Genomic DNA, 24,101 nt, shown 5'->3' with positions numbered 1-24,101 from the left:
GCTCTGGGTTTTAGACCCGCTTCGCGGGCCGCTTGATGCTCGTATAGGTGAAAACCAGCGACAGGATATAAATTCCCGCAAATACGAAATTGAGGCCGGCAATCCAGTCATTGCTGTTTCCATAATAAATCAGCAGAAGCCACACGAACAAAGCCTTGGCTGCAGTCATCAGCACCATGTTCAATGTACGCAGACCAGACTGACCACGCGCGTAGAGAATCTCGGTCTGATACTCGATCAGGTTGCGGAAACCCGGCACCAGCAACACCAACGGCAACAGCCCGACAATTGGTGCGACGCTTGGGCCAAGTGCCTTGGGGAAGAATTGCAGGAAGATCACCATTGCGCCCAAACCTGCTACCGATATGGCAAAGACCGCAAACTCCAGCCCAGCCCTGATACGCAGCGACGCCAGCATATCGGGCGTACGCATAAGCTTCTGTACGAGCATCATATTAAAGGAACGGATCGGCAGTGCCGTCAAATCGACCAGGCGCATGATGATCGCATAGATGCCTGCCGTTGTTGGTCCGCCGATGCTCAGCACCAAGAGCTTATCAAGCTCGCTCTGAATATAGAACAGAAGTTCAGCACCCATCACAGCGATGGAATCAGATATGCGCCGGGCATAAAGGCGCGGCTCAAAGCGCAATTTCACCCGTGGATAGAATCGAAGCGCCACAATCAGTGCCGCGGCATTTGCAGCCAAATACCACCATGCCCAATGCGTGACATCGTGCGTAGCTGCCAGAAACATGAACAAGACTGCAGCAACCGCACGCGTTACGGTTCCCAAAATCACCAGCAAAGCTGAAATGCCGAACCGCCGCAGCCCATTATTGACGATGATGATCATCTCCGTCGAGCGCCACAGAAGCGCTTCGGCAATGACCACAATGGCAAACGGCAAAAATGAAATGTCGCGGCTGAAGAAGACGAAGTAAACCAACCACGAACAGATCGCAAAAAGCGGTAGGGAGACAAGAACCGCCGCCAAATAGCCGGCTGTATATGTGCCAAGCAAAAGCGGTTTCACGGTAGAAATACGATAAAGTGGCGAGCTGAACCCCAGCGAAACGAGCCGCGACAGCACCACACCGGTACCCGACGCTGTGGCAAAAATACCGAAGTCTCCCGTCGGCAATGTGTTCGCAAGCGCGATAAAATAAAGAAGCGAAACAACCAGTCTTCCGGCAGAACCAGAGAAGAGCGATAAATAGTCCCGCACCACGGCACCACGGCTACCCGATAATTTCTTGAATGCTTTCGCGATCACCCAAGGGCCTCGTCTTTATATTACCTGTTGCTTGTTAAGCCGTGTATGTCGACCCTAGACCGATACTTAGCGAAAAAGGCTTAATTAAAAAGCACTAACGCAATTATCGATACGCATTTTAACCATTTGTTCTCCATAAAAAACCTATAGTCGGAAGCATGAAGACTATTCTGGGGTACGGACATCTTTGACGATGAGCGGTGACGACAAGCGCAATAAGGGAAGGGAAGAAAAGCCTCTTCTTGCATTTTCAGACGCGCCTGAGACGAGCCGCGAAGAATCTGACGCGTCCAAACGTGAGCCTCAATCTATTCCCCCGCCCATAACTCCACCGTGGACCCCACCTGCCACTCCTGAGGAACGCGCAGAACTTTTCCGCTCGCAACAGGAAAATAAGGCCGCCAAGGAAGAAGAGGTCTCCGAGCTTCGCAGCCGCATGGCTTCGATCAAGGCAGAGCTTGAACGGAAGATTGCAGAGCGCGAACACAGCGCAAATTCGTCCAAGGATGAGGTGGCCAAAGTCAGCACATCGGAACCGAAAGCAATTGTCACGGACGATACATGGCCCGCTAGGCGCGAAGCGTCGAACACCGAATGGAAGCCACTTATTGATCCGCGCATAGCGATTGAAGTCGTCAAAGGTTCGCGCAAATTGCTGATCGCAACAACGCTAATCGGCGGCATTGCAGCAGCTCTCTACGCCATGACGATTCCACAAATGTATGTGGCATCGACAGACATTCTGGTTGATCCGCGCAGCATCAAGACCGTGGGCACCGAACTGACCCCGGGACAATTACCAACCGATGCATCGCTGGCGATTGCTGAAAGTCAGGCGCGATTGCTCGATTCCAGCAGTGTTTTGCTCAAGGTCATTCATCAGGCCGATTTGACCAAAGATCCGGAATTCAACGGCAGTTTTGTACCCACAGGCATTGCTGGCTTTTTCGCGCAGCTTAAAAGCATGATGAAGCCAAATACCGCGAGCGAGGGTCAGGCACTTGAAACCCGCGTTCTATATAATCTCTACGACAGCCTTACGATCGGGCGCGACGCCAAGACCTTCATCTATTCGATTTCGGTCAAAACACGCAGCCCTGAGAAATCAGCCGAGATTGCCAATCTCGTCGGTTCCGTGTTTCAGACAGAGCTGGACTCTCTTCAGTCGGACGCCGCCCGCCGCAATGCAGAAGAACTTTCGAAACGCCTCGCCGATATGCGTGCAAGCGTTGAGAAAGCCGAACAGGCTACAGCAGATTTCCGCGCGTCGCGTGATCTTGTCGATGTTGATGGCAAGTTGATCAGCGATAATGATCTCACACGCCTGAATGACCAGCTTACCAATCAGCGCGCTGAAACCATGCGTCTTCAGGCGCGTGTGCAGGTTCTCAGCGATGCGACAACGGGCAGCGTTATTTCCGGTACCTTACCGGAAGATTTGCGTTCCAACACGTTGACGGCACTGCGTGCACAATTTGCGCTGGCCAGCCAGAATGCGAACGGGGCTTCCACTCAGCTTGGGCCACGCCATCCGCAACTCATTCAGTTACAGTCGCAAAAGCAGACTGTCCTGAACGATATCGAAGCCGAACTGCGCCGCATCCGCGCTTCCTTGCAAGTTGAAGTGCAGCGCTCTGCCCAGCAGGAGCGTGATCTCAGCACACGCCTGGCACAACTCAAGTCGCAACAGGCCAACAGCAATGATGATCGGGTGAAATTGCGGGAACTGGACCGCGAAGCTTCAACGCTGCGCTCCGTATATGAAGCGTTCCTGCTACGCTCGCGCGAAACCACCGAGCAGCAAGGCATTACGACCACCAATGTCCGTGTAATTTCTGAGGCACGCCCGCCGCTCGATCCTGCCGGATCGTCGCGCAAGCTGATTGTGATTGCAGGACTGATCGCAGGTTTTCTGGCAGGCCTTGCTATTACAGCCGTCCGCAACTTCGGACGACTGGTGCGTTTGTCCTAAAGCATGTCGCCACTCAAATGGACTCATTTAGCGTTCGCGAACATGCGGCAATTTAAAGAAACTAGAGCGAGCGTTATGGGTGCCATCAAGCGCGACACGCTTTAGAGTAGATCTAACGATTATGCGTCAGGCTGTCTGACGCGTAGTCGTTTCAACACGCGGCAGTTTGCGGCCGCTGGCGCGCAAAATTCCCTGTGCTCCATCGAGATGGCCAGACTTCAACTCAATTGCCAGAAAGCGACGCTTTTCGAACGGCCCGGGCATAGCAAGTTCGCCGGTCTTTTCCGCTGAAAAGCCGAAGCGTTCATAATATTCCGGATCACCGACAAGCAGAATAGCACCGTGACCGAGCCGTTTGGCTTCGGCAATCGCGTGTTGCATCAATGCCGAACCGATACCGCAACCTGCAGTCGACGGATCAACCGCGAGCGGGCCAAGCAGCAAAGCTGAAACCGGAAAACCGAAACCATCAAGCCCGGCATGGACATTCCATAGCCGCACCGTGCCCGCGAGCGATCCGTCCGCACCTGTGGCAGCAAACGCAAGACCTTCGGCGGGCTGACGACCGCGACGCAGCTTTTCTGACGATTTTCTGCGACGTCCTTCGCCCATTGCGCGGTCGAGCAGTGCTTCACGCGCAACAACGTGCTCGCCAGTTTCGCCGACGACAGCGAAAGCAGTCTGAAAGCGCTGCGAGAGGCCGGTTACGATATTTTCCTGAGTTTCCAGATTTGCATTCATGACATCTCACCCTAGGCATGGGCACCAGCACATCCCGTCCGATGTCTTGCGACACCAGACGGATTGAGAGGATCAACCGGGAAGAACCCGATTAATCAGATGACGTAAGATCGGAGCGGTTCGAAGCCGTTGAACGCCACCGCCGAATAGGTGGTGGTGTAAGCCCCTGTGCCTTCGATGAGAACTTCATCACCGATGGTCAGCGAAACCGGCAGCGGATACGGCGTCTTTTCATAAAGAACGTCCGCACTGTCGCAGGTTGGGCCAGCCAACACGCAAGGTTCGGTTTCGCCACCATCGTGTGGAGTCACGATCTGGTAGCGGATCGCCTCGTCCATGGTTTCGGCCAGACCACCGAATTTACCAATGTCGAGATAAACCCAACGCACATTGTCGTTGTCCGACTTACGCGAAACCAGAACCACTTCGGTCTTGATCACGCCTGCATTGCCAACCATGCCGCGACCCGGTTCAATAATGGTTTCCGGAATGCGGTTGCCGAAATGCTTTGAAAGCGCATCGAAAATCGCCATGCCGTAAGCCTGAGCGGTCGGTACGTCCTTGAGGTAACGTGTCGGGAACCCGCCGCCCATGTTGACCATGCGCAGAACGATACCTTCGTCAGCCAGTGTGCGGAATACCGATGCTGCATCTCCAAGTGCACGATCCCATGCGGTGAGGTCCGTCTGCTGCGAGCCGACGTGGAACGATACACCGTAGGAATCGAGACCGAGCGACTTTGCATGACGCAGCACGTCGATAGCCATGGCAGGCACGCAACCGAACTTGCGCGACAGCGGCCATTCAGCGCCTTCACCGTCGGTCAGAACGCGGCAGAACACGCGGCTACCTGGAGCAGCACGCGCAACCTTTTCGACTTCTTCAACGCAATCAACAGCATAGAGGCGAATGCCCAGCTCGAAAGCGCGCGCAACATCGCGCTCCTTCTTGATGGTGTTGCCATAAGAGATGCGGTTTGGCGTTGCACCGGCTTCCAATGCCATTTCGATTTCGGCAACCGATGCCGTATCGAAGCACGAGCCAAGCGATGCAAGAAGACGCAGCACTTCAGGGGCAGGATTTGCCTTCACAGCATAGAAAATGCGCGAATAAGGCAATGCCTTTTCAAAATTCTGATAGTTTTCGCGCACGACATCGGTGTCGACGACGAGGCAAGGGCCATCGGGACGGCGGGTGTTGAGGAAGTCAATGATACGTTGCGTTGCCATGGTCGTTCTCCCGCGCGGCTTGATCTGCCGCATCTAGAGCGCAATCCCGAAAAAGACTGCGCAGAAAAAACACTTAGGGAATCTGACCGAGCCCACCATGGGCCACGAAATTCTCTAAGAGACAAAGTATGCATAAGCGCATCCGCGGTGAGGCCAGCCTTTGGAGATGCTGAGGTCACGCGAAAACTCATGCGGCGGTGGAACAACGCTAAACCCGCGTTACTCCGCTTTGTCTGCCTTGGATTGGAATTGGAGAACCGCATCCGCACTTTTGGCAATGAAGGTGTGCCTCTTCAGTAATTCCGGCTTTTGGACAGCCGAAAGACACTAGAAAGGCCCGCACCGTCGTTGCTTCAAGATGTCCTTGATCTGGCGGTTGGCCTACAGATCAACTGGAGCGGTTAGGTCCAGGTACCGTACCGAATTCCTCACCATTCGAGGATCGGCGGACACCCACAGGCACGTGCGACTTTGGGCAAGGGCGATATAAGCTCAAACATGTGTCCATTCAATGACAAATATCGGCTGGGCCAAAATTATTTTTTACCCCTGACTTGCCGCTCTGTGCGCTTGCCATTGTTCAACATTAGTGAAACAATCTACCGCGTTAATTTCTCTTTCTTTAACCATAAATGCTGATTTCGGCAGCAAGTCGTGAACAATGACCCGCCTCGATTCCTTCAACGCCATCATTGCAAAAGCTGAAAATGCGCTTGCTCACGCAGCTGATGGCGCGCTTCAAGGCGCAACTCTTGCGGTCAAAGACATCTATGATGTGGCCGGAATGAAAACAGGCTGCGGAAACCCGCAGATTTTAGCCGAATCACCTGTCGCCGACAAATCTGCCCCCACGGTTGAAAAACTGCTTGAAGCAGGTGCGGCCTTCATCGGCAAAACCCAGACCGACGAGCTGGCTTTTTCACTGATGGGACAGAACTCCCACTACCCCTACCCCATCAATCCGTCTGCCCCTGATAGGGTTACAGGTGGTTCATCATCTGGCTCGGCGGCAGCTGTTGCAAGTGGATTGGCAGATATAGCACTTGGCTCCGATACGGGTGGCTCAATCCGCGCACCAGCCAGCTTCTGCGGTCTTATTGGTCTGCGCACCACTCATGGCCGTATTCCTCTTAAAGGCATCATGCCGCTTGCGCCGTCTCTCGATACGATCGGTTGGTTTGCACGCGATATCGCTCTTTATGAAAGCGTCGGCAAAGTCCTCCTCGGCGAGGACGAGCAGGCATTTGCCTTCTCGCAACTTCTTTATATGCCGCTGCTGGAGCATCTGCTGCTCGACCATCCAGAAACCGACGCATACAGAGCTATGTTCGCTGAAGTGCGTCCGCATTTTGCAAGCCTCAAAGCGGCGAGCCAACCGACACTTTCAATAGATGAGCTGTATCTCACTTTCCGCCAGATACAGGGCGCAGAAGCCTGGGCAACTCATGGCGCATGGATTTCGTCAGGCGATCGCCAGCTTGGACCCGGCGTCGCCGACCGTTTTGCTTATGGGTCAGAAATCACAAAAGACGCGTTAGAACACCATCGCATCCGCCGCACGCGTTTCACCCAGGAATTGGAAACAATCATCGGTGACAATGCGGTCTTGGCGCTACCAACCGTACCAGGTGCCGCGCCTTTTGCCAAAGAGCCATTTGAGACACTGCAAGCCTATCGCGAACAGGCGCTACGCCTGCTCTGCATCTCGGTTCTTTCAGGCTTACCGCAGATCACGGTGCCACTGTGCACAGTTCACGGCGCGCCGATGGGCATTTCTTTCATCGGGCCCCGCGGCAGTGATCGCGGGCTGATTACACTCGCGAAAAACATTCTTATTCAGACACAAGGCTGAGCCATGGACACCCTCACACGTATGCGTGCATTTATCGACGTGGTCGAAGCGGAAGGCTTTTCTGCTGCTGCGCGAAAAATTGGACGTTCAAAGGCGCTGCTTTCCAAATATGTGCGCGAACTGGAAGACGAACTTGGTGCACGCCTTCTCAACCGCACGACGCGCCAGTTTTCGCTCACCGAAGCCGGTCACACCTATTATCACCGCGCCATCGAGATCATTCGCGAGATTGACGCGCTTCAGGATGCCGTCAGCGAAACCAGCTCCGATGCACGCGGACGCATAAAGCTTTCTGCCCCCCGCACCTTTGCTGACGCGGTTATCGGGCAATCGCTGATTGATTTCTGTCTCGCACACCCGGACATTGTTCTCGATGTGCGGCTCGATGATCGCTTTGTCGATCTGGTGGAAGAAGGTTTTGACCTCGCAATTCGCATCACGCGCCTGCAGGACTCCTCTCTGATTGCGAAAAGACTGTCGCCATTCCATTCAGTGTTATGTGGCGCTCCTGAGTTGATCGCGCGCGTGGGCAAGCCGGAGCGTCCCGAAGATCTTGCGGATAAGCCGTGCATCATCGACACCAATGCACGCTCACGCAACAATTGGCATTTCCGCAATACGGACGGCTCAATGATGACCGTAAACGTGCATGGCCCGATTGAAGTGAATAGCCCCGTCGCCACCAAAACAGCCGCTATTGCCGGGCTCGGTTTCTGCTCTTTGCCAGCCTTCATCGCCGAGGAAGAGATCGAACGCGGCCGGCTCATCCCATGTTTGGACGAATTTACCGTCAAGGACGGTGGCATTTATGCGGTTTACCCGCATCGTCGCTATCTGCCAGCCAAAATCCGTGCTCTTGTCGACTTCCTGACCCAATGGTTCAAGGAACGCGAAATGCGCGAAAATACAAAACTATAAGCAAGTCGAAATAAATGATGGGTTTGGTCCCACTTTCGCCGCCTTCACCCTTATGCCTTGCCCTTGAGCTTTTGTTTTCGCGCGCATCTATCCGAAAACCGCTTCACACTTTTGGGATGCACTATCATTCACGGAAACTCGTTCATGCCTGATTTGCGCACATGGCTGAAAAGCCCTCTAGGCCTTGCCGTAACACTGACGGCAGTGTTCGCGCCCGTGGCTGCTCAGGCTCATCCACATGTCTTTGCCGACGCAAGGCTGGAGCTGACGATTACGCCGGATGGCACGGTAGAAAAGCTCGCCCATATCTGGCGTTTCGATGATGTATTTTCCTCGACCGTTCTGATGGAGTTTGACAAGAACGGTGACTTACAGCTCGACAAGAATGAACTGATTGATCTGGGCCATGTCATCAACAGCTCCATAGCCGAGTTCAAATATTTCCAGACTGTGCTTGCCGATGGCAAAGACGTCAGAATGGCTCGCCCGCAGGATTTGGCGGCAGATTTTACAGACAACCACCTCCTGATTGTGTTCACGAGTAAGCCTGAAAAACCATTGAAGCTTGAACCCGGTCATACGGTGAGCTTCGGGGTTTACGATCCGACATTTTACACGGCTATCGATTATGTGAATGATAGTGAACTGGTCATCAAAGGGTTGCCGGAGGGATGCACTTCCAAAGTCATCCGCCCCAATCCGGACGAAGCCCTCGCCCAGAACCAGGCAACATTGACAGATGCCTTCTTCAACGATCCGGCTGGCACAGATATGTCAAAGATTTTTGCCACCCGTCTTGAAGTGACCTGCGCGCCAAAAGGATAGACAGCCTTATGAAGAGAACGGTCCGTTTCATTCTTACCGCTACCCTTGTGATGATCGCCGCCAATGCGCTGGCACAATCGTCTCTGGGCATCGGTGCCAATGAAGTTGCCATGAAACCGACCGGCCCATTCGCACATATCATCCTTTGGATGAACGAACAGCAGCGCACATTTTATCTCGCCATGACAACCGCGCTTAAAGCAATGCGCGATGATCCATGGCAGGCATCAGTGCTTATCGGATTGTCATTCGTTTACGGCATTTTCCATGCGGCAGGCCCCGGCCACGGCAAGGCGGTGATTTCGTCTTATATGATCGCCAATGAAACAGCGCTTCGACGCGGCATTTTCCTGTCGTTCATTTCATCGCTTCTGCAGGCACTCATGGCAGTCTTCGTTGTCGGGCTGGCATGGCTGTTTTTGCGCGGCACCGGAATTTCCATGAACCAGACCGCACGCTATATGGAGATTGTGAGCTTCGCGCTCGTACTGTTCTTCGGTCTGTGGCTGTTGGCGCGCAAACTGCCGCTTTTGTTCAAGAAGCGAGACAGTGCCGAACCGTCACCGACAGGCGCTCTTTTTGCAGCAGCGCCTCAAACGGCAATGGCCAGCGGTCGTGCATCCAGTGGACTGGCCTGGCAAGGCAGCGTTTCGCAAAGCACCCGCGCGCTCGCATCAAGCAGCACGGTCAAGCTCAACTACAAGCCCACGAACGCCACAGCGGATCACGTCTTTATCGGCCAAGGCGATATCTGCGCTGACTGCGGCAACGCCCATATTGCCGATCCATCGACACTTGCCGACGATTTCAACTGGAAAACTGCTTGGTCAGCGATCTTCTCGGTCGGCCTGCGTCCTTGCTCGGGCGCACTGATCGTGCTTACCTTCGCACTTCTCAATGGTTTGTTGGTTGGCGGCTTGCTCTCGGTCTTTGCGATGGCTTTCGGTACATTCCTTACCGTCGCATTTCTCGCCACACTTGCCGTGACCGCCAAGAACACGGCATTACGTTTCGCAGGCAGCAGCGCCATGTCAGGCCGCTTGAAGGCGGTGATTGAAGTGGGTGCCGCCTTGTTTATTGCGCTGACTGGCGCGTTGCTGCTCAGCGCCGCCTTAGTTGGTTAATCCCTATTCTGGCGGCGAGAACGCAGCCAGAATATTCCAAAGAAACCAAGCACGAAGAGTATCGCGAAAATGGCCGCCGCGACGTGTGAGCGTTTGCCAAGCGCGATCATGATGCTTGGCACGAAATAGGCGAGCAGGCCAAAGCTTATCAGGATGATCGCTGCGGCAATTGCCGGATTGCTCTTCTTCGGTTCAGCCACCAATACGAAAATCCTCTAATTTTCTAATCTGCTGCCCCTCACTATCAAAGTTTTCCGGCGCAAGCCATGCCTGATAGGCTTGTCTGAGCGCAGGCCATTCGCTGTCGATGATGGAAAACCAGGATGTGTCACGATTGTTACCCTTCGTCACCATATGCTGACGGAAAGTGCCTTCAAATTTAAAGCCGAAACGCTCCGCTGCACGCTTGGAAGGCGCGTTGTTATCGTTGCACTTCCACTCATAGCGCCGATAGCCAAGCTCATCGAAAATATACTGCATGAACAGGAACTGCGCTTCGGTTGCAGCCGGTTTACGCGAAATGAGCGGCCCCCAATAGATGTTCCCGATCTCGATTGCGCCATGAACAGGGTCGATACGCATCAGCGCTTGACGGCCCGCGACCTTGCCGCTTGCCTTATCGATGACTGCAAAGAACAGCGGATCTTCACTTGTTGAAACTTTTTCAAGCCAGGGTTCAAACGCCTCGCGTGTTGCAGGCGGGACTTCGAACAACCACGTAAATCGCTGATCTGCATCCGTTACGGAAGAGGCTGCAAAAAGCTCATCGCCGTGTTTGCTCGCATCCAGCGGTTCAAGCCGGACATAGCGGCCTTCGAGCGTTTTACGTTCAGGCCTCGGTCGAGGGGTCCAGTTCTGCAAATCAGTCATTTCAATGCTCCCATTTATCAACACAAGGAGCATAAAAGGCGCGTGACTAAAACCGGATTATTGTCTCTGCGTCATTTTTCTCTTATTGCGGCGCGGTCCACTGAAACAGCCTTGACCAACGCGAAGACCTGATCGCCTACCGCCAAGCCCAGATCGTCGACCGAACGCCGCGTCAGTCGCGCACCAAGACGCCTTCCCTGAAAATCGAGTGCTAAATGGGCATTCGGGCCCTCTCCCGCTTCAATCGCCACAATGGAAACCGGCAGCACATTACGGATGCTGATCGCATCCGGCGCATTACGTGCAATGGAAACGTCTCGCGCGCGGACCCGAAGACGCACATGCATGTTCTGTTTAAGCCCCGCGTCGCTTAGCTGGAATGTCGTTCCGCCAAGATCAATCTCAGCGAGTTTGTAACGGTCATCATATGCTGCAACCGTACCCTCAAGCAGCACGCCAGCGCCCTCGCCGTCACCATCAATCAGCGGGAAAATTTCAGCGGCTTCGCCACTTGCTTGCACTTTGCCGCCAGCCAACAGGACGATTTCGTCTGCAAGCCGCGCAACTTCATCAATCTCGTGGCTGACATAAACAATCGGCACGTGGCTTTCATCGCGAAGACGTTCAATGAAAGGCAATATTTCCTGCCTGCGCGCGTGGTCAAGCGACGAAAGCGGCTCATCAAGCAACAGCAATGCGGGATCGGACAGAAGCGCACGACCAATGGCCACGCGCTGCCGTTCGCCGCCTGAAAGGGTGGCCGGGCGACGATCCAGAAGATGATCAATGCCAAGCAACGCCACCACTTCATCGAAGCTGCGGACCCTTTGCCGTTTTCCAGCCCAACGCGCATAGGTCAGATTGCGCTTCACGCTCATATGCAGGAAAAGACGCGCTTCCTGAAAAACATAGCCGATCCGGCGTTTTTCAGGTGGCAGATTGATACGTTTCTCTGCATCAAACAGCGTGAAATCACCGACAGCGATGCGGCCACTTTCGGGGCGCAACGTTCCGGCAATCATCTTAAGAAGCGTTGTTTTCCCGGCACCTGAATGACCAAACAGGGCTGTTACACCCCATCGGGCGGAGAAATCGGCTTCGACGTCGAACTTGCCATTGCGGCCAGCGACGGAAACTTCAAGACCGCTCATTTCGCTTCTCCCGCAAGCCTGCGCTGCAACCACTCGGACAAGATCACGGCTGTAATGGAAATGGCTGCCGAAATTGCTATCAGACGGAAAGCCTCCGCATCCCCTGTTGGCGTTTGCATCAAGGCATAAATCGCCAGCGACAGTGTTTGTGTTTCGCCGGGAATATTGGAAACAAAGGTAATAGTCGCGCCAAACTCGCCCAGCGCTTTGGCGAAGCCCAATACAGCACCCGCCAGAATACCCGGCAATAACGGCGGCAGAATAACCGTACAGAAAGCAACGAGCCGGTTGGCGCCAAGCGTGCGTGCCGCTTCTTCAAGCCCGCGATCAAGCCCCTCAATCGAAAGGCGTATCGGACGGACGAGCAGCGGAAACGCCATGACACCGGCAGCAAGTGCTGCGCCTGTCCATCGAAAAGAAAAGGAAAGGCCGAACCATTCCTGCAAGGGTGCACCAAGTGCGCCGCGTGATCCAAACAGAACCAGCAAAAGATAGCCCGTCACCACCGGCGGCAGAACCAGCGGCATGGTGACGATGGCCTGCACAAACGACTTGCCGGGAAAATTGAACCGGGCAAGTATCCACGCAACGAAAAAGGCGACTGGCAGAGCGACAATAATGGCTATTCCGGCAACCCGGAGCGACAGAGCAACAATCTGCCAGACATTACTTTCCATTGTTATTAGCCATCATTCCTGGGCAGCCTCCGCAGCCCCAACAAAGCCCTTATCCTTGATGATAGCCTGTCCGGCATCGCTTTCAAGGAAAGCCAGGAATGCCTTCGCAGCATCGCTTTCGTTCTTTGCAATCAATGCAGCAGGGTAAAGGATTGGCGCATGGCTCGAAGCCGGGAAACGATAGGCTTCAACGAGTTCAGGTGCAGCAACACGATCAGACGCATAGACAATCGCTGCCTTCACTTCAGCGCGGCTCACATATTGCAGTGCGACGCGGACATTTTCTGTGAAAACACCATTCTTTTCGACGTCTTTCCAGATGTCGAGCTTTTCAAGAGCTGCTTTACCGTACTTTCCTGCTGGCACATTTGATGGATCGCCCATTGCAAAACGACCAGCGCTCAACAGTTCCTTGGCCTCGCCCTTTGGCGTTTCCTTCTGCGTCGCAATCACCAGCGCGTTGCCGGCAATCACTTTGCGCGAAGCCTTGTCGATCTGATCGGCTTTCTCGACATAATCCATCCAATCAAGATCAGCAGAAATGAAAATCTGTGCCGGAGCGCCTTGCTCAATCTGCTTCGCCAGAACCGAAGACGAAGCAAAGGAAGCAACGACTTCCGTGCCATCCTTGGCCTTGATCTGTTTGGCGGCTTCCTCGATCACATCCTTCATGCTGGCCGCGGCAAACACCGTAACCTTCTCGGCGGCATGAGCAACCGAGGCAGCACCGGCTGCAACCGTAATAAGAAACGCGGCGATAAGTTTTTTCATTGTTGGCCTCCATAGTGCCCGCAATTTCGGGCAAACATCATCACACGCCGAAGAAATCCGACGCTGTTTTACTCGAGCATCAGTTTTCGTTTGATGCTCTAACTTGCGATGATGGGTATGATGGAGGCAAACGCGACCCGGATGCCGTCAGACCCTTTTCACACGGGCGTCCATGCAAAAGCCGCCCAAATTTCCATAACGAATTCATATCGTTCTGGAAACGAGGCCATCTTAAAGAGGTGTTTGATCTTTGGCTAGTCCTGATAGGAACGATGCGGCAAAAAGGGCCGCATCATCTGATATTATTAGCGGCCGATATGCTTGTGGCTTGAGCCACGCAGTTTGGCGAGCTTGACCTGCTTTTCACGTTCGGCAAATCGCGCGCGATCTTCCGGTGTGCGTTCGTCATAACAACCAGCGCAAGAAATTCCTTCCTCGAAGAACTTGGAAAGCTTGTCTTCAGCCGTGATCGGGCGGCGGCAGGCGCGGCAAAGTTCTATGTCGCTTTCGGTCAGACCATGACCAATTGCTACGCGCTCATCGAACACGAAGCACTCACCGTTCCACATGCTTTCTTCGCTCGGTACTTCCTCGAGATATTTCAGAATGCCGCCCTTAAGGTGGAACACATCGTCGAAGCCCAGACCTTTGACGAAAGCGGTCGCCTTTTCACAACGAATGCCGCCGGTGCAGAACATGGCGATTTTCTTACCTTCAAGCTTGTCGCGGTTCTGCTCAACCCATTCCGGAAATTCGCGGAATGTCTTGGTGTTCGGGTCAAGTGCACCTTCAAACGTGCCGATAGCATATTCGTAATCGTTGCGCGTATCAACGACGACAGTGTCTTCATCGGCAATCAACGCATTCCAGTCCTTGGGCGCGATATAGGTGCCAACGCTCTTCAGCGGATCAATCCCGTCGACACCCATGGTAACGATCTCGCGCTTCAGCCGCACTTTCATGCGATAGAACGGCATCTCGCTGGCATGTGAATATTTGAGTTCCGGATTGGCAAGCTCAGGGATCGCAGTGATGTAAGCGACAAGCTTCTCAATCGCAGGCTTTGTTCCTGCGACCGTACCGTTGATGCCTTCACCTGCGAGCAGTAGTGTCCCCTTGATCCCGTTCGCGCAGCAAAGTTCGGCCAGCGGCTCGCGCAGGCTCTCGTATTGCGGCAAACGCGCAAAGCAATAAAGGGCAGCAACAGTAAAAGGCAGATTGCTCATCGTTCGATCTCTTCCAAATTCCTTTCGAACTAGTCCTCGAACGCGGCAAATTCAAGTTATTTATCCCCCTCCTCTCAAGACGAGCGAAAATCCGGCCTCGATAAACACGAATTGCAAGAGGAGAAACCCGATGTCCGACGCCGAGACTTTCGCAGCAATCATTTCATTGCCCGGTGAAATGGAGATTGAACCGGCTGCCCTTCTGGCTGTCGCAGAAGTGGAAAGCGGTGGCCGTGCACTTTTTGATATCAATGGCAAAAAATACCGGCTATCCGCTTCGAAGGGCATTATTTTGACCGCAGGCTTTCAGGCCGTATTCGCGATCAGGCTCATCAAGCAGGGCTATCAGCTTATGAGGCGGTGCGCGTTCGCAATCCCAAGACAGAGCGGGAGCGCGCAGCGGCGTTAGGGGGCCAAATTCAGTTGATGCTGCGTTTTATTGAAAAGGCCGGGTTGAAAGAGGCACTTCAAAAACGTGACTGGCGCAATTTTGCCCGTCGCTACAATGGACCAGCATTTGCGCGCAACCAGTATGACTGTCGTATGGCCGCAGCGTTTGGACGATGGAACCGAAGTTTAAGCCACATGCTGAAAGCCGCCTGAGCATCCCCCATGCATCGGTTTTGATGCGCATCATTCTAGAGCGTATCGCGCTTAATCGCACTCAGGGCGCTCGCTCTAGATTCTTTTAATTGTCGCATGTTCGCGGGAGCTCAAATGATTCCCATTTAACGTCGACATGCTTTAGCAGCTACGGTAGACAAACAACCCGGTGCACTTTAAATCGATTTTAGCCATTTAATTTCAAGCAGAAGGGCAAGCCCATGCCGCAGAAAACCGATCTTCTCGTCCCCGTCCTGCAAGGCCAGCCAGTTATTCCGGTGTTGCTGATCGAGCACGTCGAGCACGCCGTTCCTTTGGCGCGCGCACTTGCTAAAGGTGGATTGCCTGCAATCGAGATCACGCTGCGCACTGCGGCTGCATTGGATGCGATCCGCGCCGTTGCATCAGAAGTGCCAGAGGCCATCGTCGGCGCTGGCACCATTCTCAATGCAAAGCATTATGAAGATGCGGCCAAGGCAGGTTCACGCTTTATCGTCAGCCCAGGCGCCACGAAATATATTCTTGCCGCAGCAAACGACAGCGACGTACCACTGTTGCCAGCGGCAATCACGCCAAGCGAAATGCTAGCGTTGCGCGAAGAAGGATACACGCATCTGAAATTCTTCCCCGCTGAACAGGCAGGTGGCGCATCTTTCCTGAAAGCAATGTCATCTCCGTTGGCTGGCACCTTCTTTTGCCCCACAGGCGGCATTAGCCTTGCCAACGCCAAATCCTATCTCTCGCTGCCAAATGTGATCTGTGTTGGCGGCTCATGGGTCGCGCCAAAGGAATTGGTTGAAGCTGGCGATTGGGACGGCATCACGAAACTTGCAAGCGAAGCTTCTGGCCTTAAAGGCTAACAACGCATCCCGAAAACTGTGAAAGGGTTGTCGGATAAGATATGCGTGAAAACAAACCCAGAAACGAAAAGGGGCCTCAAAGGCCCCTTTTTTTTAACTCTTAACCGATCAATTCGTTTCGGTGAACTTTGCGACTGTCAGGAAGGTGACGGCATTGCCGCTGAACTGATTGGCGCGCTCGCTTGGTAGATCTCCACGCTGGAAGCCAGCGGTATAAACCACTGCAGGTGCTTCGCGCATCGCATCATTACGCAGGACCGGATTGGTCGTTGGCGCTGTCTGCGAAACGGAATCAGATGACATGGCGACAGCAGAAGTTGGCATCGCAGCAGGCTGAACGACCGGGTTTGGACGCGCACTTGCCTTGGCTACATGGCGATCACCTTTACCTGAAGAGCGAGCGCTGTTTTTGCTTCCATGACCACTAGCCGCCACGCGCTGACGCGCTGGAGCAGGTACAGCTCTCGCAACCGAAGCCGTCTTAACAGGCTCAATCTTTGCAGGTTCACGTTTTGCAGAGGCGACAGGCTGCCTGTCGAAATCGTCTTCCGGCGGCGCAATCAGTTCACCGATTTCATCCTTTTTGGAGACCATGGCCAGTTGCGTATTGGCGCGCGGGGCCTCCTTTGGCACAGGATAAGCTGCGGCTGCACCCTGCTGAATTGCATTTCCAGCATCGGCAACAGTCGTTGCGCTATCAGGAGCGTTATTCACAATCTGCGCAATTGCATCCTGCGGGTTCAGCTGGTCACGTTCAGGACGGGCACCCGGGACTGCGGCCGCAGCCATCTGCGTCGCTGCTTCCTGCTGCGGACGCATGGACGGGATTGGAACGAAACCGGTCATGAGTGGGTTAGGAGCAGCATCGGCGACTTCTTGCACAGCCGCATTGGCAGGCTGGGCGGCGGCTAATGCAATCGCGTCTTGAGCAGCATTTGCCGGTTTACGAGCAGGGATCGGAACATTGAGGGCAGCAACAGGCACTTGCTCACCTTGCTGTGGCACTTCAACGGTTGCTTCAGGACGCGGAGCCTGCATTGGCACCGGTGCCTCACGGGTCGGCAAGGACGCAACCATGGCTTCCGGCTGCTGAACAGGAGCAGGCGGTATGACTGCTGGAGCCTGTTGAGCAGGAGCGGCGCGGGCAGGACGAACCGTCGCCGGAGCTGGCGCGGAATCATTGCCGTTATCTTCTTCTTCGTCAGCACCACCGCCACCGAACAGCGCGCCAAAAAGCGTCTTGCTCTTACGAGGGGCTGAATTGCTGGCCATCATGACGGAACCGCCGCCTGCTTTGCGCTTTTCGATCATGGCAAGTGCCTGCTCATAGCCGGGCAATGGCTTGCCGTCAGCTGGAAGGTGGGCAGTCTTACCGTCTGGGAAAAGCGCAAGCAATTCGCGGCGGCTCATGCGTGGCCACGAGCGCACATTACCAACGTCCATATGCACGAATGGCGAACCGGAACGCGGATAATAGCCAACGCCGCCGGTCTGATAGCGCATGCCGATGCCGCGCAGTTTTGCAAGCGGTACACCGGGAATGAAAAAGTCCATAGCGCGACCCAGCGTATGCTGGCTCTTCTTGGCAACACCACTAGTCTTCGAGCGCAACATGTTGTTGGTCGCAGGCGAACGATAGGCGGAAACGACAGTGATATACTGACTGGAACCCGACGAACGATAAACCTGCCAGACCAAATCGAATAAGCGCGGGTCCATCTTGGTTGGCTCATTACGACGCCAGTCGCGCAGGAACACGTTCAGCTTCTTCAATCCATCGGGAAGAAAACGGCCGTTCCTCTTGAAGGTGATTTCTGCTTTTTCGCCAGTGTGGACATAATAAAGTTTGAGCGAACGCGTTTCGGCTGAGGCCTGCGAGGGCGCGAGCGCCGTCACGACAGCGGCTGCAACCAAAGATACGGAAACAGAAGAACGAACTCGACATACACAAGCGGACAATCCAGTCCAGACTTTCGTCAAGCGCGCTTTAATGGTCGATATCCTGCTCATTGAATTATATCGCCTTACCGTGTTGTCCGCCCTAGGGGCCGTATCAGAGATCGTAGAAACGAATATGCGTGAGCCCTGATTGTCGGATTTAATGGTTAATGGACGCTTAGTGAACAACAAATGAGGAAACACCATGGCAAAAAAGACACACAGGCGCATCTATTTTCGTCATGGTAAAAAAACTATTAACAATCTTCGTGATGCTTACATTCTGGCAACACCGACAGGCAATGTTCGGTAAATTACTAAATTTCAATAAGTTAAGGGTATTCTACCCGTTCACAACACGGTCCTGACGGGCATCATTATCGTCATCTGCTTCGTAGCGACCCTTGGCCGCTGTAGATGCCACATCGATGCCATATTCCTTCAATTTTCGATAAAGCGTGGTTCTTCCGATGCCCAAACGACGCGCGACCTCACTGATTTGGCCGTCGTAATGCGCGATTGCAAAGCGGATCATTTCCTCTTCGGTAGCCGCAAGCGTGCGAACTTCCCCTTCAAGCGTGATGCCGCTGATCGTTCCGACACCAGAATTTTCTTTGATCTGAACCGGGAGGCCGTCACCTGACATCGGATTTAAGGCCGTATTCCTGCCAGAAACGGCAGCTCTTCCTTCACCCATATGACGGAAGTCGCGGACGGTCAGCGCATGTTCATCGCACAAAAGGACTGCATGATAGATCGCGTTCTTCAGTTCCCGCACATTGCCAGGCCATTCGTAGCTCTTGAGGCTCTCCAAAGCATAGGGCGTAATGCCCGTGATATGTCCAAGCCGCTCTTCGCCCGCAAAATGCATCAGAAACTGGTGCGCCAGAATTGGAATGTCTTCGAGACGATTTCTCAGCGGCGGCATTTCAATCGAAAACGACGAAAACAGATGATACAGCCCGGGATGAAACCGGCCCATATGCACAAGCTCGGCCAAGGCATTGCTATTCGATGCAAAGATACGAGTATCGGAAAGCGGTACATCGGCCTCTGGAGTGATCGCATATTGCGATGCCTGCATAAGCTCGAAAAGGCGAAGCTGGGTCCGATAAGGCAAAGCACTCACCTCATCAAAAAACAATGTTCCGCCTTGCGCTTCCACAACCTTTCCTGCGATCTGGATCGGTGCGTTGTCTGATTTCAGAGAACTTTGACTGGCAAGCTGTCCAAACAAGACGTGATCGGCATTGCCCTTCGCAAGAGAGCGGCAATCGATAGCCACAAACTGGCCCTGCCAGCGCGTACCGCCGCTGCTGATGGCACGAGCCAGCGTTTCCTTACCCGTTCCGACCTCTCCTTCGATAAGTAACGGCGTATCGAGCGGCGTCACGCGGCGCGCAAGGGCCGCCACCTTCTCCATTTCCGGGCTTTTTGTCACCATCTCCGAAAGCAGGATATGGGATTTGTGAGAAGAGCGGGTCCGCTTGAGTTCCTGCGTTAGCGAATCAAGCTTGAAAGCATTGGCAACGGAAACCTGCATACGTTCCAAGACGACAGGCTTGGTCATGAAATCAACCGCGCCGAGCCTGATGGCCTGCATGGCCTTTTCCATGTCATCGTTCTGCACAAGAGCAATGGCAGGAATATTGATACCTGCTTCCCGCATTTTCGCGAGCACAGCACAGCCATCCATATCCGGCATTGTCAGATCGAGAAGAACGAGAGCGATATCCTTGCGATTACCCATAAAGCTAAGCGCGCTTATGCCACCATCTGCAAGGATGGTTCGATGCCCCATACGTAAAACTGCCGCTTCGAGGCTCCGGCGCTGGATCGGATCATCATCCGCTATAAGAATACGCGTACTCATGGGTGCTTCACTACCAGTGGTGTATGTGCGGGAACATCCCAATATTGAGGCTCAGGACCTGTTAATTTGGCGAAAATGTCGTGAGACCATTCGTTTGGATACAAGGAGAAAAGGCAACGGAAATGTGGTTCATTTTCCAGCCTTTTCGACGAAGTAGCCGGACGGATGGGCAACATCGTCCGGACACCGATATGACTGGCTATCTGCTGTGTCGAACCGCTCAGCCGGGGCAACCACCGCGTTTTTCGCGTTTCTCCTTGCAGCTTTTGTCATTTTTGGTGCCATTTCCATCAAATTATCAGGTCCTGAGCCTAGTATGTGTCATATTTCAGGCGCGTCATTTGGAGCATCGTTCCAGATTAATGCAAGCCCGATGCACGGACATTCAAGCATCATCCTCAGAATAGTCGGACCTTTGAGCTCATGCGCGCCCTCTTGGCGTCACGAAAAAGACATGCGAGAAGGGGGCAACAGGAGAATGCCAATGACCAATGCGATGAACCGTTTTTCAAAGCCAGCCATGTTTGACGCTGCTCTTCATCTGCCAGCCGGTGACACCGGTGCCGCCAAAAAGCCGGATCTCGGCAAATTGCCGGAATGGAATCTGGCCGACCTTTATCCTTCTGCCGATAGCGCCGAGCTTAAAGCCGATCTCGAAAAAGCAGCAAAAGATGCTGCAAGTTTTGAAACCCGCTGGAAAGGCAAACTCGGAATTGAGGCTGCGAAATCCGATGGCGGCACCTTCGCCGTTGCAATCAAGGAATACGAAGCGCTAAGCGAACTGATGGGCCGCATCGCATCTTTCGCGGGCCTTTATTATTACGGCGACACGACCGATCCAAAGCGCATGAAGCTTTTCGGTGATGTGCAACAGAAACTGACAGACGCCAACACACCGCTCATTTTCTTCAGTCTCGAAATCAATCGTATTGACGATGCGGTGTTAGAAAAGGCGATGGCCGCCAATCCGGCAATCGGTCATTACCGTCCATGGCTGGAAGATCTGCGTCTTGATAAGCCGTATGAGCTGGAAGACAAGCTCGAGCAGCTGTTCCATGAAAAGTCGATCACCGGTTACAGCGCCTGGAACCGTCTGTTCGATGAAACCATGTCGAGCCTGCGTTTTGATATTGATGGCGAAGAACTGGCGATTGAGCAAACGCTTAATCTGCTTCAGGACGCCGATGGTGCTGTCCGCAAAAAGGCGTCGGAGGCCCTTGCCAAGACCTTTGGCGAAAACCTGCGCATCTTCACGCTGATCACCAATACACTTGCCAAGGACAAGGAAATTTCCGACCGCTGGCGTGGTTTTGCAGATATTGCCGACAGCCGCCATCTTGCCAACCGCGTTGAGCGCGAGGTGGTGGATGCCTTGGCCAAGGCGGTCGAAGACGCCTATCCGCGCCTTTCACATCGCTATTATGCCTTGAAAGCCAAGTGGCTCGGCCTCGAAAAGCTCGAAAACTGGGATCGCAATGCACCCCTGCCAGAGACGCCGCAGGCATTAATCTCATGGGACGAGGCTCGCCAAACAGTGCTTTCAGCTTATGGAAACTTTGCACCTGAAATGGCCGATATTGCTCGAGATTTCTTCGACAAAAACTGGATCGATGCGCCGGTTCGTCCCGGTAAAGCGCCAGGTGCGTTTGCACATCCAACCGTTCCTTCTGCTCATCCTTATGTGCTTCTCAACTATATGGGCAAGCCGCGTGACGTCATGACCCTCGCTCATGAGCTTGGCCATGGCGTGCATCAAGTGCTGGCTGGTGGACAGGGCGCGCTTATGGCGTCAACGCCGCTGACGCTCGCGGAAACCGCATCGGTGTTCGGCGAAATGCTGACCTTCCGCTCATTGCTTGAGCGCACCAATGACAAGCGCGAGCGCAAGGCTATGCTGGCACAGAAGGCCGAGGACATGATCAATACGGTCGTGCGCCAGATAGCCTTTTATCAGTTCGAGCGCCGCGTTCACACTGAGCGTCGCGAAGGCGAACTGACGTCAGAGCGTATCGGTGAAATCTGGATGGATGTGCAGCGCGAAAGCCTCGGCGAGGCCGTCCACATCAATCCGGGCTATGAAACCTTCTGGACCTATATCCCGCACTTCATCCATTCGCCGTTCTACGTCTATGCTTATGCATTCGGCGATTGTCTGGTAAACTCGCTCTATGCCGTCTATCAGAATTCGGAAAAGGGCTTCCAGCAGAAATATTTCGATCTGCTCAAAGCCGGTGGCACCAAGCATCACAAGGAATTGCTGGCACCATTCGGCCTGGATGCAACTGATCCGGATTTCTGGAGCAAGGGCCTCTCGGTGATCGAAGGTATCATCGATGAACTCGAAGCCATGGAAGACTGAGCACTGACGTGACACTGTCGGTTTCAGACAAGCCGTTTATTCTCTTTCGAGATGACAAAGCGGGTCGTGAAGTTTTCTTCACGACCCCTTCTGCAATCATCCGCGCCGATGGCCGGGAAGAATTCGACGCGGCCTGGGAAGCCATGCAACGCGCCCATGAAGACGGAAAATGGCTTGCAGGCTATCTCTCATATGAGGCCGGATATCTGCTTGAAGCAAAACTGAAACCGCTGCTGCCCGAAGGCAGGAAAGCACCGCTCCTCTGTTTTGGTGTCTTTGATGGTCCGGCAGATACGGGCTTGCATCATCGTGGCGACGACAACATCACTTATCTCCGTGGGCCGGTCGCCCAATGGTCATTTGAGGACTATGCGCCAAAGTTTGATCGGCTCCACCAGCATTTACGAGAAGGCGATTGTTATCAGGGCAATCTGACTTTCCCGGTTCATGCTGAATGGGACGGCGACCCGCTCGTGCTGTTCAACGCGCTCGCAAAACGGCAGCCTGTCCGCTATGCGACCTATTGCGATCTGGGCGGTCCGATTGTTTTATCGCGCTCGCCGGAACTGTTCTTTGAAATCGATGATGACGGCTGGATAGAAACCCACCCCATGAAGGGCACGATGCCACGCGGTGCAACCTCTGAAGAAGATGAGGCCAACCGCCAGTTTCTGATGCATGATCCGAAAAATCAGGCGGAAAACCGCATGATTGTCGATCTATTGCGCAATGACATTTCGCTGGTGAGCGAAGTCGGGTCGCTTGACGTGCCTGAGCTTTTCAGGGTGGAAACCTATCCAACCGTTCATCAGATGATCAGCCGTGTGCGGGCAAAGTTGAAGTCCAATGTTTCACTACGCTCGCTCTTTACAGCGCTGTTTCCATGTGGCTCCATCACTGGAGCGCCCAAAATCAGCGCCATGGAAATTCTGCGCAAACTGGAAACCAGTCCGCGCGACATTTACTGCGGTTCACTGGGCTGGATTGAACCGAGCGGACGGATGCGATTCAATGTCGCCATCCGAACGCTCTCGCTTCACAGCCAAAATCGTGCAATTTTCAATGTCGGGGGCGGCGTGGTCTTCGATTCCACAGCGCAAGCGGAGTATGAGGAATGTCTTCTGAAAGCGCGGTTCGCGACGGGGCAAGTACCAGCAAAGCGCAACCCGATTATCAACTGATCGAAACAATGCGCTGGGAGCCGTTATCTGGCATCCTGCGATGCGATCTGCATATGGCGCGACTTGAGAACTCAGCGCGTGAACTCGGTTTCCATTACAAAATGGAGACCGTGCAACAGAAAATCGCAGAAATCGGTGCAGGCGAAAACCCACTCAAACTGCGGCTTACGCTGGCGCCTGATGGGATGGTTACGATTGCATCTCTCCCGTACGTGCCGCTGCCGCCTCAGAGTGTCTGGCGCATTGCGGTTGCACGTACACGCCTCAACCACGATGATCCGTTACTTCGCCACAAGACGACACGACGTCAGGCCTATATCGCGGCCCGGGAAGAATATTCGACAGCGGAAGTCGATGAAGTGATCCTCCTCAATGATCGTGATGAAGTTTGCGAAGGCACAATCACCTCCATTTTTCTCGATATCGGGGGCACCACATGCGTCACCCCTGCACTTTCGGGCGGACTTCTTGATGGTGTCCTGCGACGCGAACTTCTGAACAATGGAGTTGTTCAGGAAGGTACAATCAAGCCCGATGAACTCGCCAATGCCCGCAACATTCTTATTGGCAACTCCTTGCGTGGAATGATACGCGCGCAACTGGTCACGATGTAAATTCGTTAAACACGTATTCATGTCATAGGCTTGTGACGTTT

Annotated in this window: 20 protein-coding genes and 1 pseudogene; 10 read left to right on the top strand and 11 right to left on the bottom strand. The window is 53.9% G+C overall.

Going from position 1 to position 24,101, the window contains the following annotated elements:
- Window positions 1-10: 10 nt before the first annotated feature.
- Entirely contained in the window at window positions 11-1,276 is a 1,266-nt protein-coding gene (locus CES85_RS08120) for a lipopolysaccharide biosynthesis protein (protein WP_095445403.1), read from the bottom strand.
- A gap of 193 nt (window positions 1,277-1,469) precedes the next feature.
- On the opposite strand from CES85_RS08120, the gene CES85_RS08115 reads away from it, so the two are divergent.
- Window positions 1,470-3,248: a GumC family protein gene (locus tag CES85_RS08115; RefSeq protein ID WP_095445402.1), complete on the top strand. Its 1,779-nt coding sequence runs from the start codon at window positions 1,470-1,472 to the stop codon at window positions 3,246-3,248.
- A 126-nt stretch (window positions 3,249-3,374) separates the two neighbouring features.
- On the opposite strand, the gene CES85_RS08110 is transcribed toward CES85_RS08115, so the two are convergent.
- Together CES85_RS08110 and odc2 are read right to left on the bottom strand one after the other, a co-directional pair.
- Window positions 3,375-3,989, bottom strand: a complete 615-nt coding sequence (locus tag CES85_RS08110) for a GNAT family N-acetyltransferase (RefSeq protein WP_095445401.1) — start codon at window positions 3,987-3,989, stop codon at window positions 3,375-3,377.
- Between the two features lie 95 nt (window positions 3,990-4,084).
- Window positions 4,085-5,218 carry an ornithine/lysine decarboxylase gene (gene odc2 / locus CES85_RS08105; RefSeq protein WP_095445400.1) on the bottom strand — a complete coding sequence of 378 codons (1,134 nt, stop codon included), beginning with the start codon at window positions 5,216-5,218 and terminating at the stop codon, window positions 4,085-4,087.
- 661 nt (window positions 5,219-5,879) lie between these two features.
- Here odc2 and CES85_RS08100 point away from each other — a divergent pair.
- The 4 genes from CES85_RS08100 (at window position 5,880) to CES85_RS08085 (ending at window position 9,937) form a co-directional block, all read left to right on the top strand.
- Window positions 5,880-7,070, top strand: coding sequence for an amidase (locus CES85_RS08100; protein WP_095445399.1), 1,191 nt, complete (start codon window positions 5,880-5,882; stop codon window positions 7,068-7,070).
- Window positions 7,071-7,073: 3 nt separating this feature from the next.
- The gene (locus tag CES85_RS08095) at window positions 7,074-7,988 is read left to right on the top strand and encodes a LysR family transcriptional regulator (protein WP_095445398.1); all 915 of its coding nucleotides are present in this window, start codon (window positions 7,074-7,076) and stop codon (window positions 7,986-7,988) included.
- A 144-nt stretch (window positions 7,989-8,132) separates the two neighbouring features.
- Window positions 8,133-8,813 carry a DUF1007 family protein gene (locus tag CES85_RS08090; protein ID WP_095445397.1) on the top strand — a complete coding sequence of 227 codons (681 nt, stop codon included), beginning with the start codon at window positions 8,133-8,135 and terminating at the stop codon, window positions 8,811-8,813.
- Window positions 8,814-8,821: 8 nt separating this feature from the next.
- Window positions 8,822-9,937: a nickel/cobalt transporter gene (locus CES85_RS08085; RefSeq protein WP_095445396.1), complete on the top strand. Its 1,116-nt coding sequence runs from the start codon at window positions 8,822-8,824 to the stop codon at window positions 9,935-9,937.
- Here the strand turns inward: CES85_RS08085 and CES85_RS08080 are convergent.
- The 6 genes from CES85_RS08080 to trhO form a co-directional block, all read right to left on the bottom strand.
- Entirely contained in the window at window positions 9,934-10,137 is a 204-nt protein-coding gene (locus tag CES85_RS08080) for a hypothetical protein (RefSeq protein WP_095445395.1), read from the bottom strand. The genes CES85_RS08085 and CES85_RS08080 overlap by 4 nt on opposite strands.
- A complete protein-coding gene (locus tag CES85_RS08075; RefSeq protein ID WP_095445394.1) occupies window positions 10,130-10,807 on the bottom strand; it encodes a GNAT family N-acetyltransferase in 678 nt (225 codons plus the stop codon). The genes CES85_RS08080 and CES85_RS08075 overlap by 8 nt, the downstream gene beginning before the upstream one ends.
- 71 nt (window positions 10,808-10,878) lie before the next feature.
- The gene (gene modC / locus CES85_RS08070) at window positions 10,879-11,958 is read right to left on the bottom strand and encodes a molybdenum ABC transporter ATP-binding protein (RefSeq protein WP_095445393.1); all 1,080 of its coding nucleotides are present in this window, start codon (window positions 11,956-11,958) and stop codon (window positions 10,879-10,881) included.
- Window positions 11,955-12,641 (bottom strand): molybdate ABC transporter permease subunit, encoded by a 687-nt coding sequence (gene modB, locus CES85_RS08065; RefSeq protein ID WP_095445392.1) that lies wholly within the window; start codon window positions 12,639-12,641, stop codon window positions 11,955-11,957. The genes modC and modB overlap by 4 nt, the downstream gene beginning before the upstream one ends.
- Before the next feature lie 6 nt (window positions 12,642-12,647).
- On the bottom strand, window positions 12,648-13,406 hold the full coding sequence (modA, locus tag CES85_RS08060) for a molybdate ABC transporter substrate-binding protein (protein ID WP_095445391.1): 759 nt from the start codon (window positions 13,404-13,406) through the stop codon (window positions 12,648-12,650).
- Between the two features lie 305 nt (window positions 13,407-13,711).
- Window positions 13,712-14,632, bottom strand: a complete 921-nt coding sequence (gene trhO / locus CES85_RS08055; protein WP_095445390.1) for an oxygen-dependent tRNA uridine(34) hydroxylase TrhO — start codon at window positions 14,630-14,632, stop codon at window positions 13,712-13,714.
- 130 nt (window positions 14,633-14,762) lie between these two features.
- On the opposite strand from trhO, the pseudogene CES85_RS08050 reads away from it, so the two are divergent.
- Both CES85_RS08050 and CES85_RS08045 read left to right on the top strand, forming a co-directional pair.
- A pseudogene (locus CES85_RS08050) lies at window positions 14,763-15,235 on the top strand (N-acetylmuramidase domain-containing protein).
- A gap of 221 nt (window positions 15,236-15,456) precedes the next feature.
- Complete coding sequence (locus CES85_RS08045) at window positions 15,457-16,095, top strand: 2-dehydro-3-deoxy-phosphogluconate aldolase (RefSeq protein ID WP_095445389.1); 639 nt, start codon at window positions 15,457-15,459, stop codon at window positions 16,093-16,095.
- Window positions 16,096-16,203: 108 nt separating this feature from the next.
- On the opposite strand, the gene CES85_RS08040 is transcribed toward CES85_RS08045, so the two are convergent.
- Entirely contained in the window at window positions 16,204-18,105 is a 1,902-nt protein-coding gene (locus tag CES85_RS08040; protein ID WP_095445388.1) for a peptidoglycan L,D-endopeptidase MepK, read from the bottom strand.
- 271 nt (window positions 18,106-18,376) lie between these two features.
- Window positions 18,377-19,906 carry a sigma-54-dependent transcriptional regulator gene (locus CES85_RS08035; RefSeq protein WP_095445387.1) on the bottom strand — a complete coding sequence of 510 codons (1,530 nt, stop codon included), beginning with the start codon at window positions 19,904-19,906 and terminating at the stop codon, window positions 18,377-18,379.
- Window positions 19,907-20,402: 496 nt separating this feature from the next.
- Here CES85_RS08035 and CES85_RS08030 point away from each other — a divergent pair, with 496 nt between their 5' ends.
- Genes CES85_RS08030 through CES85_RS08020 form a run of 3 tightly spaced genes read left to right on the top strand, consistent with a single transcriptional unit; the run spans window position 20,403 to window position 24,060 of the window.
- Entirely contained in the window at window positions 20,403-22,265 is a 1,863-nt protein-coding gene (locus tag CES85_RS08030; RefSeq protein WP_167388284.1) for a M3 family oligoendopeptidase, read from the top strand.
- Between the two features lie 14 nt (window positions 22,266-22,279).
- On the top strand, window positions 22,280-23,446 hold the full coding sequence (locus CES85_RS08025; protein WP_095445762.1) for an aminodeoxychorismate synthase component I: 1,167 nt from the start codon (window positions 22,280-22,282) through the stop codon (window positions 23,444-23,446).
- A complete protein-coding gene (locus CES85_RS08020) occupies window positions 23,380-24,060 on the top strand; it encodes an aminotransferase class IV family protein (protein WP_095445386.1) in 681 nt (226 codons plus the stop codon). The genes CES85_RS08025 and CES85_RS08020 overlap by 67 nt, the downstream gene beginning before the upstream one ends.
- The last annotated feature ends 41 nt before the right edge of the window (window positions 24,061-24,101 follow it).

The organism is Ochrobactrum quorumnocens (assembly GCF_002278035.1).
GTDB classification, from domain to species: Bacteria; Pseudomonadota; Alphaproteobacteria; order Rhizobiales; family Rhizobiaceae; genus Brucella; species Brucella quorumnocens.
This window is presented reverse-complemented; position numbering and strand designations above follow the sequence as displayed.

Coding starts and splice junctions, on each gene's coding strand:
- CES85_RS08020 (WP_095445386.1), top strand. CDS start 23,380: ATGTCTTCTGAAAGCGCGGTTCGCGACGGGGCAAGTACCAGCAAAGCG.
- CES85_RS08035 (WP_095445387.1), bottom strand. CDS start 19,906: ATGAGTACGCGTATTCTTATAGCGGATGATGATCCGATCCAGCGCCGG.
- CES85_RS08075 (WP_095445394.1), bottom strand. CDS start 10,807: ATGACTGATTTGCAGAACTGGACCCCTCGACCGAGGCCTGAACGTAAA.
- modA (WP_095445391.1), bottom strand. CDS start 13,406: ATGAAAAAACTTATCGCCGCGTTTCTTATTACGGTTGCAGCCGGTGCT.
- CES85_RS08090 (WP_095445397.1), top strand. CDS start 8,133: ATGCCTGATTTGCGCACATGGCTGAAAAGCCCTCTAGGCCTTGCCGTA.
- CES85_RS08085 (WP_095445396.1), top strand. CDS start 8,822: ATGAAGAGAACGGTCCGTTTCATTCTTACCGCTACCCTTGTGATGATC.
- CES85_RS08030 (WP_167388284.1), top strand. CDS start 20,403: ATGAACCGTTTTTCAAAGCCAGCCATGTTTGACGCTGCTCTTCATCTG.
- trhO (WP_095445390.1), bottom strand. CDS start 14,632: ATGAGCAATCTGCCTTTTACTGTTGCTGCCCTTTATTGCTTTGCGCGT.
- CES85_RS08045 (WP_095445389.1), top strand. CDS start 15,457: ATGCCGCAGAAAACCGATCTTCTCGTCCCCGTCCTGCAAGGCCAGCCA.
- CES85_RS08095 (WP_095445398.1), top strand. CDS start 7,074: ATGGACACCCTCACACGTATGCGTGCATTTATCGACGTGGTCGAAGCG.
- CES85_RS08115 (WP_095445402.1), top strand. CDS start 1,470: ATGAGCGGTGACGACAAGCGCAATAAGGGAAGGGAAGAAAAGCCTCTT.
- CES85_RS08110 (WP_095445401.1), bottom strand. CDS start 3,989: ATGAATGCAAATCTGGAAACTCAGGAAAATATCGTAACCGGCCTCTCG.
- modC (WP_095445393.1), bottom strand. CDS start 11,958: ATGAGCGGTCTTGAAGTTTCCGTCGCTGGCCGCAATGGCAAGTTCGAC.
- CES85_RS08100 (WP_095445399.1), top strand. CDS start 5,880: ATGACCCGCCTCGATTCCTTCAACGCCATCATTGCAAAAGCTGAAAAT.
- odc2 (WP_095445400.1), bottom strand. CDS start 5,218: ATGGCAACGCAACGTATCATTGACTTCCTCAACACCCGCCGTCCCGAT.
- CES85_RS08040 (WP_095445388.1), bottom strand. CDS start 18,105: ATGAGCAGGATATCGACCATTAAAGCGCGCTTGACGAAAGTCTGGACT.